The following is a 13,652-nucleotide window of genomic DNA, read 5'->3' as shown; positions in this document are numbered from 1 at the left end:
ATGACCTTTCCGAGTTGGATAAAAAAGCCACATCATTATTTGTTCTTAAAAATCTTTGCATGGTTTTGGGTTACAGTCATAGCAACCATTACTCTGCTAGTCTTTTTAAGCCAATTAACCAGCAATGTAGGGAATGATGAGTTACGCGGCCCCATGCTTAAAAACCTAGAATACACCGCGAAAAGTATAGAACGTATTGTGGCAAAGCATGGTAAACCGACTCAAGAAATTGTATCGCACCCTCGCTTATCTAAACATAAGTTACTGTATTTAAATGGCGAAGTTCATGGCGTCGAAATGCTCAGTGAACCCATCTCGAAAGAGATTGATTTGAGCTTGTTAAATTTTACAAAGCACATGCGCCCACAAGTTATTTTTACTGATGAATACCAAGCGTATGGTCCTGTAGAAATTAACGTACCCGAGGGTAAGTTTTACTTATATGAAATTGACGAAAAACGTAAAAAGCCTTTTTTTGTCGGGTTGTGGTTAATGCCTACTTGGCTCAAGTTATTGATTGCCGTAATTGCCTCTCTTATGCTGAGCTTTTTCTTTAGCCGAAACTTAATTGCCCCTATCAATAGTTTAAAAGAAACTGCAAAAAAACTTTCCCACGGTGACTTAACCGCACGAGCAGTTTTCTCAACGGCTCGCGAAGATGAACTGGGGGTGTTAGGACGTGACTTTAATACAATGGCGAGCCAGCTTGAGCAGCTTATAACAGCACAAAAACGCTTACTTGCAGATATTTCTCATGAACTACGCTCACCACTTACACGCTTAAAAATGGCAACAGGCCTGGCACAAATGCAAGCTGATGATAGTCAGCAGGCATACCTCGAACGAATAGAAAAAGAAGCAAACCAGCTTGATAAAATGATTGCCGATGTATTGCAACTATCAAGGCTTGAAGCCCGAAGCCAAGCTTTATCCTTAAGCAAGCAATCGGTTCAAGTTATTGTTGATCATGTATTAAATGATGCTCGCTTTGAGGCCAAACAATGTCACAAAGAGCTGACGATTAATGGCCAATTACACACAGATATACCATGCGACGAGAGTTTAATCGCCAGTGCACTCGAAAATGTACTACGCAACGCGATTAAATATGCACACCATCATATCTCTTTGAGCTTAGCTGAGTCTGATGCGCTCTATATCACCATTTGTGATGATGGAAATGGGGTTAAAGAAGCCTACTTAGCTAGACTGTGTGAGCCATTTTTCCGTCAAGAGCATGCTCGTGATAGAAATTCGGGTGGCACAGGCTTAGGACTGGCTATTGCAAAGAATGCGATCTCAGCACATGATGGTACACTAACACTCGAAAACCAAGAACATGGCGGACTCTGCGTTAAAATCCGCTTACCAATAAAGAGTGAGTAAATGTTTTACAGCGATGAAGCACACCTTACTATAAATGCTAAACAGATAAATGCATTTTTTAATCAGCAATTAAAACAAGATTTCTTAAGCACTGAACATGGTACCTTGTATTATGGCTTTGCCATTCCAGAGCAAGCTAAAAAAGCCATTGTTATTAGTAGTGGCAGAATTGAGTCGTTATTCAAATACAAAGAGTTACTGTGGGAGTTTTACCAAAATGGTTATGCCGTTTTTATTGTTGATCACCAAGGTCAAGGCCGTTCGTATCGCCATTTAAAAAACGCTCATAAAGGCCATGTCACACGTTTCACTGATTATGCTGATGACTTTGCCATTTTTAACGAGCAGGTAGTCAATGCTCATTGGCAGGGCCAACGAGTATTACTCGGACACTCAATGGGCAGTGCAATTGCCTATGATTACTTGTCTCGCTACACACATTCTTTTTCGGGCGCGTTTTTATCTGCCCCCATGTTTGATATTTATACCAAAGGCACACCAAAACCAATTGCAAAACTAGCCGCGAAAATAGCCTCACAATTAGGCTTAAGTCATCGTTATGCATTTGGTCAAACAGACTACTTGCCCGTTGATTTTTCGGTTAATGAATTAACCAGCAGTGAGATAAGGTACCAGCAATTTAGAGCGCTTTATCTTGCAGAGCCCGACTTACAACTTGGTGGTGTGACGTATGGCTGGCTCAATGCATCGTTTGAATTTATCGCCTCATTGGTCGATAGAAAAGTAGATATTCCACTTTTTATCGCCAGTGCCGGGCGCGATACTGTTGTCGATAATGCGGCGCAACATGCGCTTGCGCATAAACAAACACAGGCTAAATTAAAAAGTTACCCTGATGCTCGCCACGAATTATTTTTCGAGCGAGATGAAATCAGGCAGGCAGTATTGAGTGACTTATATCAGTTTTTTGAGGCACTCTGACGAGACTTTTTAACCACCGAAAGTGGATCTAAGTGCACCAGTATATCCAGTTCGCAGGCAAAGTGAGTTTGTATCATTGTTTCAACTTCATCGGCCACCTGATGGGCACGAATTAACGAGAGACTGTCTTCAAGTTCCAAGTGCATTTGAATAAACTTAATTTTACCACCTTGTCGCGTGCGGATATCGTGGGCCCCAAAGACATCTTGGTGACTGTTAACGATGGTTAAAATTTCTGTTTTTTCATCCTCTGGCAGCTCTTTGTCCATCAGATGGTCGGCACTATCACGGGCAATATCCCAACTGTTATACAATAAGTAAACAGCCACCCCAATAGCAAAAATAGGATCCGCATACGTCATGCCGTACTTTGCCAATAGGATGGCAAGCAAAACAGCTAAATTTAAAATAAGGTCGCCTTTGTAGTGAACTGAATCCGCTTTTATTGCAATTGATTCGGTATGATTAATAACCTTGGTTTGCACAAACACCACCACCAAAGTACAAACAATAGCAAATAAACTCACCCAAATACCTAAGTCTGAATGCTTAAGTATCACAGGGTTAAAAAGACGTTCAACACCATGAAACGCTAAAAAACAACCAGAACCAGCGATAAATGCAGCTTGAGCAAGCCCAGCAAGAGCTTCCGCTTTGCCATGACCAAACCTGTGGTCATCATCAGCAGGGCGTAGCGCATAACCTAACACTAAAAAGCTCATTAAAGATGCGGTAATATCCATTAAAGAATCGGTGAGCGAGCCCAACATCGATGCAGAGCCTGAAGCAAGCCATGCCCAACTTTTTGCTGCAATCATTAAACTCACCATAGCAATGGTGACTATGCTGGCGGTTTTTACCCAAAACTCATAACTGCGATGTTGCACAACATTTTACCTTCAGACATTACAAGGTTTTAGTATATCATCATATTAGAGGGTTTTACCCCATGTTACATAGCGCTATTTAGAATAAATAAAGCACAGCTATCGGCGGTAAACAAACTTAAATCCTGCAAGATCCTCACGCTGCAGTTGTGTATAATCTGCCGCAGATCATAATGCTAACAATGAGACAAACATGCTTGATATCGTTTTATACCAACCAGAGATTCCGCCCAATACAGGTAATATCATTCGCTTATGTGCCAATACAGGCTATGCCTTACACCTAATTGAACCATTAGGATTTGAGTGGGATGATAAACGCGTAAAGCGTGCAGGGCTTGATTATCATGAATTTAGCCACGTACAACGTCATGCATCATTCGAAGATTACCTTGCTAAGTGCAAGCCAAAAAAAGTCTATGCCTGTACGACCAAAGGCAGCCAATTTCATCATCAAGCACAATATCAACCTGGCGATTGTTTAGTATTTGGCCCTGAAACACGCGGCCTACCCGATGAGCTTATTCAGTCATTACCGAAAGAGCAGCGTGTGCGTATTCCGATGCAAAAAGACAGCAGAAGCATGAATTTATCAAATTCTGTCGCCGTTTTTGTCTATGAATCATGGCGTCAGCTTGGTTTTGTAAACGGTCAATAACTCATTGAAAATGCGCATTAAATAAATAATTTATAATTATTTAGCACGGCCTTTTTTTATGAACTAATCTAAATAGATGGCTTTTTGTTCTAAATGATGATTATTAATGCGCTTTTTAACCCTTGTATACAGTCTCATTTTACTTTTGCAGCACTCTGTGGGCGCTGCAACAACAGCTGACCTTAATTTAGCGCAACCACACAACCCAACCCCGCTGTTCTTTCTCATTTTACTTGTCATTATTGCACTGTTCATTGCGGTTATTTATTACCAGAAGAATCAAAAAATGATGTTAATTGATGCTCTTTTATCACAATCGAAAGATGCGATATGGGTTTGCGATGAACAATTTAGAATACTAGACATCAACAGTGCCTTCAGCGAAATAACAGGCTACAAAAGAGGGGATGTTATAGGGAAAAAATTTAAAGCACTCACACAAGATGGCCGCGATCGACAACTCGAAACACTAATCCAACAAGAGCTCGCACAAGATGGGTATTGGTCTGGTGAAATCTGGAACTTGCGCAAGGATGGTCAGCCTTATGCACTTGATTTATCAATCACAAAAGTCTCAACACCGCGATTTACTAAACGAGCTGTTAACTATGTAGGGCTTTTTAGTGATGTCACCGCTCGTAAGAATAACGAACGTACCATGCTCACGCTAACAACTCGCGACTCTGTAACTGGACTCTCAAATAGAGCCATTTTTATTGAATCGCTCGATAAAGCGATTAAAGCCTGTAATGACGAATACCCTAGCCTGCTTATTATGTTTATCGACATCGACAATTTTAAGAAGATAAATGATTCCCTCGGCCATACTTTAGGCGATGTATTATTAAAAGAAGTGGCATGTCGTTTAACTTCATCACTTAATTCAGGCTTTACTATTGCGCGGCTTGGAGCTGATGAATTTGCTATTTTAGTGCCGCCTTATCTCTATGCTGGCAAAACCATTTTCTTTGCTAAAAAGACCGCAGATATAGTGCTACAACAATTTAAGACTCCATTCATGCTCGATGGTATTGAAACCTCACTGTCAGCGTGTTGCGGAATTGCCATCTATCCAGACAATGCTTACAACGGTGAAAACTTAATGCGCAGCGCTAACAGCGCACTTAATCACGCCAAAAAATTGGGCCGAAACACCTATCAATTTTTTGATAAAGAACGCCACACGTTAGACCCCACCGAGCTAACAAAAGAAAGCGCCCTCTTTAAAGCAATCACCAACAATGAATTTGTACTGTATTTTCAACCAAAATACGATGTACAACACAATCGCTTACATGGCTTTGAAGCACTCGTTCGCTGGCCACAAGATGATGGCAGTCTAATTTACCCAGATGAATTTATTCCGCTTGCAGAGCAGAATGGTGCAATCATCCCCCTTACCCAATTATTAATGAAGCAATTACTTCAACAACTTGCAAACTGGCAAAAACAAGATGTGCCTTTTGGCAATGTTGCCATTAATATCTCTGCGTTGCATTTTCAGCAAAATAGCTTAATCGAAATGCTCGTTGATTATTTAACAAAGTATAATGTACCTGCTCGTTGTTTAGAGTTAGAAATCACAGAAAGTGCTATGATGAATAACCCCGAATTTGCAGAGCAGCAAATGAAACGCATAAAAGCCTTAGGAGTCAATATTACGCTGGATGACTTTGGTACGGGGCACTCTTCGCTGAGCTACCTTAAGCGTTTTCCTATCGACACATTAAAAATAGACAAATCGTTCGTAAAAGATATTGATAAAAATGAGCAAGATAGAAATATCACCGCCACCATTGTCCGGTTGGCTAAATACCTAGACATTAATGTTGTTGCAGAAGGCGTTGAAACCGAAGAGCAAGCGTATATGCTCCATATTATGGGGTGTCATTATCAACAAGGTTATTATTACTGTAAGCCACTTAAAGCAGAGCAAGTAGCCAATTTTATTAATAAAAATGAAGTAGATAAACAATCTGTAAAATAAAAAGCCTTGTTTCAAACAAGGCTTTCAAAATAGTTACTCAGCAAGCAGTGGCTATTCAGATTTTTGCTCACGACCTAGTAAAGCCATCGCCGCTTCTTTTACATCTTTATTTTCATAAAGTACTTTGTAAATTTGCTCAGTGATGGGCATTTCAATACCGGTTCGTTGTGCCAGTAAATACACTTCTTTGGTATTTCGATAACCTTCAACAACCTGACCAATAGAGTCAATTGCAGCCTCGACTCCTTCACCCTTACCCAATGCTAAACCAAATCGACGGTTGCGTGATTGGTTATCTGTACAGGTTAAGATCAAATCACCTAATCCCGCCATTCCCATAAAGGTATCAGAACGCGCTCCAAGTGCACAACCTAAACGGCAAAGTTCAGCTAAGCCTCGGGTAATAAGCGCTGTACGAGCATTCGCACCAAAACCAAAGCCATCCGACATCCCCGCGCCAATAGCAATGACATTTTTTACGGCTCCACCCAGTTGTATACCAATAAAATCATTATTGTTATACACCCTAAATGAGCGTCCGCAATGCAATAACTCAGCAAGTTGTTTGGCAAACTCTGTCGATGTGGCAGAGACCGAAATAGCGGTTGGTAAGCCCATCGCCATTTCTTTCGCAAACGTCGGACCAGACAACACAGCAAGAGGAATATCATCCCCAAGCTCTTGCACCGCCACTTCTTGTAATAAACGCCCCGTATTAGGTTCTAAACCTTTCGTTGCCCACGCCACTTCTGCATTATCATTCAGCCAAGGCTTAATTTGTTGAAGCGTTGCTCCAAAAGCATGGCTAGGCACGACAACCAGCACTATTTGGCTTGCTTTTACAGCGGTTTCTAAATCGGCTTCTAATTGAAGCGTTTCAGGAAAGCTGACATCGGGAAGATAACGTTGGTTCTTTCGCTCAGCTGCAAGCGTGGCAACGTCATCGCTATTTCGCCCCCACAAAGTAACGGGGTGACCATTTCTGGCGAAACAAATAGCAAGGGCGGTGCCATAAGACCCCGCCCCTAAAACTGTAACAGCTGACTGTGCTGTAGTCATAACTTATGCGTCTGCAGTAACCTGTTGATCTTGCGCTGCACGCTGTTGCATGTATTGAGCAAACAGTGCATCAAAATTCACAGGTGCTAAATTTAACTGTGGGAAAGTACCACGGTTAACAAGGTTAGACACCGCTTCACGCGCATATGGGAAAAGTACATTCGGGCAGAAAGCACCTAGCATATGAGCTAATTGAATTTCTTCTACTTCCGCAATCGTGAAAATACCGGCTTGCTGAATTTCACAAAGGAATGCCGTTTCTTCACCAATTGTTGCTGTCACTGTCAGCGCAAGAATAACTTCAAAAACACCTTCTTCTAACTTGTTAGAACGTGTGTCTAAATCAAGTTTAACTTCTGGAGTCCACTCTTTTTGAAAGATAGCTGGTGAGTTTGGCGTTTCAAATGAAACATCTTTCGTGTAGATGCGTTGAATAGTGAATTGAGCGCCTGCTTGTTGTTCTGCTGCTGCGTTTTGGTTTTCTTCGTTCATTGTAATTCCTAACTTGTATTCGTTTTTATAATTAAATTTATTAAGCGTTAAGCTTTGCGTCTAAAAGGCCTTGCGCTTCAATTGCCATCATGTCGTCACAACCGCCGATATGCTCATCATTAATAAAGATTTGTGGCACGGTATATCCACCGTTAGCTTTATCGATCATTTCTTCACGACGCTCAGGCTGCACACCAATATCAATGTTTGTGTAACTTACACCTTTACTATCTAATAACGCCATAGCGCGTTGACAATATGGACAGTATGCTTTTGTGTAAAGAACAACATTCGTCATAATAATTCCTCTATCGGGCTGTTACGTGTTGTTAGCGGCCAGTCGTTGTTGGCAAACTTGCAGATTGCCAAGCTCCCATACCACCAGATAATACATAAACACGTTCAAAACCTGCTTTATGCATAGCCGTTGCGATACCTGAGGCGGTCATGCCCGTGGTACATACTAGTATAATGGGTTTACTCTTAAACTTTTCAAGGCTTGAGAAATCAGATTGTTTGGCTTTTTCTGGATTTAAGTGCGTTGCACCTGCAATACGACCTGAGTTGAATTCTTTTTGCGCTCGAATATCAACAACCTGACCATCTTCGCGGTTAATTAACAACGTAACTTGCTGCGGGTTAATTTGGCGAATCGCTGAAAATTTACTTTTAAACCAACTGCTGATCAGCATCGCTACCAATGCCAGCCAGATGATACTTAAAACCGGATGATTTGAGATAAATTCAATATATTGATCCATGCGTTTTCCACTAAGAAATTGGGTACCACAGCGCATAGCCATGGGATTATTAAAATATGCCACGCAAGTATACGTGCTTGAACCGAAAATGCTAGGGCGTGAAATATTTTAATATGACATATTGATAGCTGATCAAAACCTTAAAACACGGTATGCTAGTGATATATAAGTGCCAATCTTCAGGAGCTATAATGACAGAGCATAAAAAACCATTGGTATTAATGATCTTAGACGGTTGGGGATACCGTGAAGACACAGAAAGTAACGCAATACTCGCTGCTAATACACCCGTACTCGATAACCTGTGGGCAACACGTCCGCATACCTTAATTTCAGGTTCGGGACTTGATGTAGGTCTACCTGCAGGACAAATGGGTAACTCTGAAGTAGGTCACGTAAACTTAGGCGCAGGTCGCATTGTTTATCAAGATTTCACTCGCATCACAAAAGCAATCGAAGATGGAGAGTTCGCGAGTAACCCTGCATTAGTAGATAACATAGACAAAGCCGTTAAGGCAGAAAAAGCAGTGCATATTATGGGTTTATTAAGCCCAGGTGGTGTACACAGTCACGAAGACCACATTGTAGCGACCATTGAATTGGCTGCAGAGCGTGGCGCAAAAAACGTCTACTTTCATGGTTTCTTAGACGGTCGTGACACCCCACCTCGCAGCGCTAAAGCGTCTATTGAGCGCATCGAAGCTTTATTTGAAAAATTAGGTTGTGGCCGCTTAGCCAGCCTTGTTGGCCGTTACTATGCAATGGACCGCGATAATCGCTGGAACCGTGTTGAGCTTGCCTACGATGTAATGGTAAGTGGTATCGCGCAGCACACTTACACAGACGGCGTAACCGCACTTGAAGCAGCGTACGAACGTGATGAAAATGATGAATTTGTAGCGGCAACAACCCTCGTACCTGAGGGACAAACGGCAGCTGAAATTAATGATGGCGATACCGTTATTTTCGCTAACTTCAGGGCCGATAGAGCACGCGAAATGACGCGCGCATTTGTTGATGCTGATTTTAGTGGTTTTGAGAAAAAGAAATCTCCAGCACTGAGCGGCTTTGTAATGATGACAGAATACGCCGCTGATATTAAAGCCCCTGTCGCCTTTGCACCAGAGCCACTAACCAATGTGTTTGGGGAATGGTTAGAAAAGCAAGGCAAAACACAACTACGTATTTCTGAAACAGAAAAATATGCACATGTCACATTCTTCTTCAGTGGTGGTAGAGAAGACGAATTTGTGGGTGAAACACGCGAGTTAATTCCTTCTCCGCAAGTGGCCACTTATGATTTACAACCTGAGATGAACTCTGAAATGCTGACAGATAAGCTCGTTGAAGCTATTGCCAGCGGCAAGTACGACGCAATCATTTGTAACTACCCTAATGGTGATATGGTAGGTCACTCAGGTGTGTTTGAAGCCGCTGTAAAAGCGTGTGAAGCAGTCGACCACTGTATTGGCCGTGTTATAAACGCACTTGAAGAGCACGGTGGCGAAGCACTCATCACTGCGGATCATGGTAATGCTGAGCAAATGGCTAACCCAGCAACAGGCCAAGCACACACCGCACATACCAGCGAGCCAGTGCCATTCATTTATGTAGGCCGTGACGCAACCCCACAAGATGGAAAAACACTCAGTGACGTAGCACCAACCATGCTGCACTTAATGGGTTTAGAACAGCCAAGCGAAATGACTGGCACTCCAATTATGACGCTGAAATAAACGATGAGCAGACGTATTAACCACTTACTCAAAACTGGTTTAATACTGACTTCATTAGTAGCAACTTCGGTTGTTGCTAATGAAGCTCAAACCAAAAAAGACTTATCTGATATTCAATCGGCCCTACAAAAAACCAAGGCCGAGCTTGAAGGTCAACGCAAGTCGATAGCCGATATGCGCAAAGATCTTCGTGCTCACGAACTCGATATTGCTAAAAATGCTAAGGCATTAAACCTAGCAGCACAATCGGTCAAAGAAAACGAACAACAACAGCGCGAACAACAGGCCAAAGCTCAGCAACTTCAAGCAGAGCAAACAAAACGTCAAACCCTCCTCGCAGCACAATTAAAAAGTGCGTATATGGCAGGTAGCCATGATTACTCAAAAATGCTGCTGAACCAACAAGACACGGCCAAAATTGAACGTACGCTCAGTTACTATAACTATTTAAACAAAGCACGCATTGAGCAACTCGAAGAGCTGAAAGCGTTGCAAATAAAAATTGCTGAAAATCAAGCGGAACTAGAACAAACAAAACTTCGTTTAGTTGAATTACACAACAAGCAGAAAAAACGCCAGCAAGCTTTAATTGCCGCTCAAGAACAACGAAAACGCAATCTCAACAAATTACAATCAGCGCTTAAAGAAACAAAAAGTTCGATTGATTATTTAAAAGAGAACGAGAAAACCCTCGTTACCGCCATCGAAGAGTTAGAAAAAGAACGAAGCGAAAAAGTTGAACTTCTCGGACTACAAAGCAGTAAAGGAAAACTCGACTGGCCGACCAAAGGAAAACTCCGTCACAGTTTTGGCCAACGCAAACATGGAAATATCGATTGGAAAGGCGTGTTAATTGGCGCGAAGGAAGGGAGTAACGTCAAAAGCGTACAAAATGGTCAGGTCGTTTATGCTGACTGGCTCAATGGCTTTGGTTGGGTTATTGCTATTGACCACGGCGATGGGTTTATGAGCTTATATGGGCATGCACAAACCCTACTTCGTGATGTTGGCGACCTTGTCAGAGAAGGTGAAGTCATTGCATTAGTAGGTCAAAGCGGCGGACAAACAGATCCTGGTCTATACTTTGAAATACGCCACAAAGGACGCGCAGTAAATCCTGTAAAATGGTGCAGACGTTTTTAATTGATTAAATCAGCTGCGCCCTATGAGGAGCAGCTGATGCTAAATATCAATCACATAGACAAAATCCATTTCATCCCATCTAAGCGTTTCTTTGGGCTACATCTTATTTTACTCTTAGCCTTACTATGCTTATTAATGCAATCATTTAATGGGGTTGCTAAACCATCTTTAAAGTCACTACATCACCAGCAACTCAATGAAATTTTGTTTAATATAAATACTTACTATGTTGACGATCTTCAACTTCATAATAGCTTTGAATCTCAGCCAACGAATCAACAAGTAGAAGCATTATTTGAGCGTTTAGACCCCTATTCTAAATATTTAGACGAAACTGAGCTCGATGCCATATTTAGTAGTACCAATGGGCGTTACACTGGGCTTGGCATCGAGGTTAAAGTTACCGATGGTCGCGTATATATTGTTAATACGATTAAAAACTCCCCTGCTGAGCAAGCTGGTCTGCAAGTAAATGATGAGCTAACCGCTATAAATCAACAACCGATTGTCAATAAAAGCATAGAAGAAGTTGCAAGGCTTATTCGTGAAAGTGGCCAAGCTGCCGTTGATGTTTCCGTAAAACGAGAGCAAGTAACCGAACTCAACTTTTCAATAAAGCGACAACAGATAAACCTAGAAAGCGTGCAAAGCTACCTTGCTGATACAGGCGTTGCGCTATTGAGTATTAATGCTTTCAATAACCATACATTGCATGATGTCGCACGAACCGTGGCTAAAATGCAAATTAATAATGGTTTTCCGTTATCAGGGTTAATTATTGATTTACGAGATAATCCTGGAGGAACACTACAAGGTGCAATTGAAGTTGCAGATCTGTTTTTAGATAGTGGTACGATTGTTTCTACAAAAGGACGCTTCAATGAGGCAAATCAATACTATAAAGCACATAGCGGTGATATTCTTTCTGGCGCGCCAATCGCCGTATTAATTAATGAAAACTCAGCATCTGCAGCAGAAATATTAGCCGCAGCGTTGAGGGATAACCAAAGAGCGACCTTGGTTGGAGAGACCTCGTTTGGTAAAGGCTCAGTACAGTCTTTGATTCCACTAGGAAATGGAAATACAGCTCTCAAACTTACCACAGCACGTTATTATACACCTGCTGGGCAATCTATTGATGGTAAAGGGATCGCACCCGATGTGAGTATAAATCAAACAATGCTTTCAGAAATTGACCAAGACGTTATAATAAAAAATATACAAGGGTTGTCGCTTTTTAGCTCACTCCTTGATAAACAAGATAAAAAGCAACTTACTGCAAAGCAGTTAATTATTATGCAGTAAGTAAGCACACACAATGGATATAATAATTACAAAAAGTGAATTTACGCAAAGGCTTACTACTGACGCTGTGTTGCTTACCACTATTTTGCCAAGCAAAGCAAATAGCCATCGTTATAGATGACATAGGCAACCACCAACGCGATCTTGATATCTTGAATTTACCAGGGCAAGTGACCTTTTCAATCTTGCCCCATACACCTTACTCACAAATTTTTGCCGAGAGAGCGAGCAAAACCAACAAAGAACTTCTCTTGCATATCCCCATGCAGGCGCTAGATAAAACAAAAGCTTTAGGTCCTGGTGCTTTAACAGACTCAATGAGCAAAACACAGCTGCAAACCACACTGGGGCACGCACTCGCATCATTGCCACAAGTCAAAGGCGTAAACAATCACATGGGCTCTGAGTTAACGCAATTAACAGAGCCTATGAAGTGGACGATGGAGCTCCTCAAAAAACGAGGTTTATACTTTTTAGATAGCCGAACAACAAGCCAAAGTGAAGCACAAAATATCGCTAATCTTTATGGTGTTGCCAATGTTTCTCGACATGTATTCCTAGACAATATCGTGACTGAAAGCCAGCTTAAGCACCAACTAGAAGAACTTAAGCTAAAAGCGACGCATTTTAATTATGCCATTGCTATTGCACATCCCTACCCAGAAACAGTCGCGTTTTTACATCACGCCCTGCCAGAACTTCAACAGCAAGGTTTTGAGCTTGTGCCTCTTTCACAATTGGTTGAAAACAAATACATCCAATTAGCTAAAGCAGAGCAAAAGCAAGCTGAGCATCGTGCAAATGATGAATGAAAGAGCGACATACTCAAATAGGATGTAAATATGCCGAAGTTTCCTTCATTAAGGATAGACGCAGAGGTCGCACAACATCACCTTTGATCGATACATCGTGATCATAAAGCGTAGTAACCGCTTTAACCGTGAATGCCAGTGGTTATGTGTGAAGGGCATAATGAGATACTTCGGCACTAAAGTACCCCCTACTACGCGCTAATTTGGTTAGCTAAAGTGAAGTAGCCCATTTTAGAGCCCCTTCATTCTTGTCATCATGATTAAACAACATGGAAAGCGTGATTGAACATCGTGATTACAAAGCGTGGGAACGGCTTTAGCCGTGAATGTCAGTGGTTATGTGTGAAGGGCATATCAGACACTTTCGGCACTAAAGTGCCTTATATGGACTCCTCCTATTGCACAATACCCTTCGTTAATTTTGTTAGACTGCGTACTTATATGCGGGCTCATAATGAGGAGCTACCTCGGCCCTATGATGTAT

General features: G+C 41.7%; 13 protein-coding genes. 8 read left to right on the top strand and 5 right to left on the bottom strand.

What is annotated here, in order from left to right; translation table 11 throughout:
• Together JIG41_RS10685 and JIG41_RS10680 are read left to right on the top strand one after the other, a co-directional pair.
• Complete coding sequence (locus JIG41_RS10685; protein ID WP_083422888.1) at nucleotides 1–1,386, top strand: ATP-binding protein; 1,386 nt, start codon at nucleotides 1–3, stop codon at nucleotides 1,384–1,386.
• Nucleotides 1,387–2,328 (top strand): alpha/beta fold hydrolase, encoded by a 942-nt coding sequence (locus JIG41_RS10680; RefSeq protein ID WP_074988959.1) that lies wholly within the window; start codon nucleotides 1,387–1,389, stop codon nucleotides 2,326–2,328.
• On the opposite strand, the gene JIG41_RS10675 is transcribed toward JIG41_RS10680, so the two are convergent.
• Nucleotides 2,307–3,215, bottom strand: a complete 909-nt coding sequence (locus tag JIG41_RS10675; RefSeq protein ID WP_074988960.1) for a cation diffusion facilitator family transporter — start codon at nucleotides 3,213–3,215, stop codon at nucleotides 2,307–2,309. The two genes, JIG41_RS10680 and JIG41_RS10675, sit on opposite strands and share 22 nt — an antisense overlap.
• Nucleotides 3,216–3,408: 193 nt before the next feature.
• On the opposite strand from JIG41_RS10675, the gene trmL reads away from it, so the two are divergent.
• Nucleotides 3,409–3,873 (top strand): tRNA (uridine(34)/cytosine(34)/5-carboxymethylaminomethyluridine(34)-2'-O)-methyltransferase TrmL, encoded by a 465-nt coding sequence (trmL, locus tag JIG41_RS10670; protein WP_036965886.1) that lies wholly within the window; start codon nucleotides 3,409–3,411, stop codon nucleotides 3,871–3,873.
• 106 nt (nucleotides 3,874–3,979) lie between these two features.
• Nucleotides 3,980–5,860, top strand: a complete 1,881-nt coding sequence (locus JIG41_RS10665) for a bifunctional diguanylate cyclase/phosphodiesterase (RefSeq protein WP_199524723.1) — start codon at nucleotides 3,980–3,982, stop codon at nucleotides 5,858–5,860.
• A 51-nt stretch (nucleotides 5,861–5,911) separates the two neighbouring features.
• On the opposite strand, the gene gpsA is transcribed toward JIG41_RS10665, so the two are convergent.
• The 4 genes from gpsA to JIG41_RS10645 are packed head-to-tail and all read right to left on the bottom strand — an operon-like array spanning nucleotide 5,912 to nucleotide 8,172.
• Nucleotides 5,912–6,919 carry an NAD(P)H-dependent glycerol-3-phosphate dehydrogenase gene (gpsA, locus tag JIG41_RS10660; RefSeq protein ID WP_199524722.1) on the bottom strand — a complete coding sequence of 336 codons (1,008 nt, stop codon included), beginning with the start codon at nucleotides 6,917–6,919 and terminating at the stop codon, nucleotides 5,912–5,914.
• A 3-nt stretch (nucleotides 6,920–6,922) separates the two neighbouring features.
• Nucleotides 6,923–7,411: a protein-export chaperone SecB gene (secB, locus tag JIG41_RS10655; protein ID WP_036965880.1), complete on the bottom strand. Its 489-nt coding sequence runs from the start codon at nucleotides 7,409–7,411 to the stop codon at nucleotides 6,923–6,925.
• Nucleotides 7,412–7,451: 40 nt separating this feature from the next.
• Nucleotides 7,452–7,709, bottom strand: a complete 258-nt coding sequence (grxC, locus tag JIG41_RS10650; RefSeq protein WP_036965877.1) for a glutaredoxin 3 — start codon at nucleotides 7,707–7,709, stop codon at nucleotides 7,452–7,454.
• A 31-nt stretch (nucleotides 7,710–7,740) separates the two neighbouring features.
• Nucleotides 7,741–8,172, bottom strand: coding sequence for a rhodanese-like domain-containing protein (locus JIG41_RS10645; protein ID WP_036965874.1), 432 nt, complete (start codon nucleotides 8,170–8,172; stop codon nucleotides 7,741–7,743).
• Nucleotides 8,173–8,363: 191 nt separating this feature from the next.
• Here JIG41_RS10645 and gpmM point away from each other — a divergent pair, with 191 nt between their 5' ends.
• The 4 genes from gpmM to JIG41_RS10625 are packed head-to-tail and all read left to right on the top strand — an operon-like array spanning nucleotide 8,364 to nucleotide 13,168.
• Nucleotides 8,364–9,908 carry a 2,3-bisphosphoglycerate-independent phosphoglycerate mutase gene (gpmM, locus tag JIG41_RS10640; protein WP_036965871.1) on the top strand — a complete coding sequence of 515 codons (1,545 nt, stop codon included), beginning with the start codon at nucleotides 8,364–8,366 and terminating at the stop codon, nucleotides 9,906–9,908.
• Nucleotides 9,909–9,911: 3 nt separating this feature from the next.
• The gene (locus tag JIG41_RS10635) at nucleotides 9,912–11,051 is read left to right on the top strand and encodes a murein hydrolase activator EnvC (RefSeq protein ID WP_199524721.1); all 1,140 of its coding nucleotides are present in this window, start codon (nucleotides 9,912–9,914) and stop codon (nucleotides 11,049–11,051) included.
• A gap of 36 nt (nucleotides 11,052–11,087) precedes the next feature.
• The gene (locus JIG41_RS10630) at nucleotides 11,088–12,356 is read left to right on the top strand and encodes a S41 family peptidase (RefSeq protein WP_118844631.1); all 1,269 of its coding nucleotides are present in this window, start codon (nucleotides 11,088–11,090) and stop codon (nucleotides 12,354–12,356) included.
• A gap of 35 nt (nucleotides 12,357–12,391) precedes the next feature.
• Entirely contained in the window at nucleotides 12,392–13,168 is a 777-nt protein-coding gene (locus tag JIG41_RS10625; protein ID WP_312000489.1) for a divergent polysaccharide deacetylase family protein, read from the top strand.
• Nucleotides 13,169–13,652 lie beyond the last annotated feature (484 nt).

The sequence above is a fragment of the Pseudoalteromonas sp. bablab_jr011 genome, assembly GCF_016464045.1.
GTDB lineage: Bacteria > Pseudomonadota > Gammaproteobacteria > Enterobacterales > Alteromonadaceae > Pseudoalteromonas > Pseudoalteromonas lipolytica.
The sequence above is the reverse complement of the archived record's forward strand: the minus strand, read 5'-3'. Positions and strand labels throughout refer to the sequence as shown.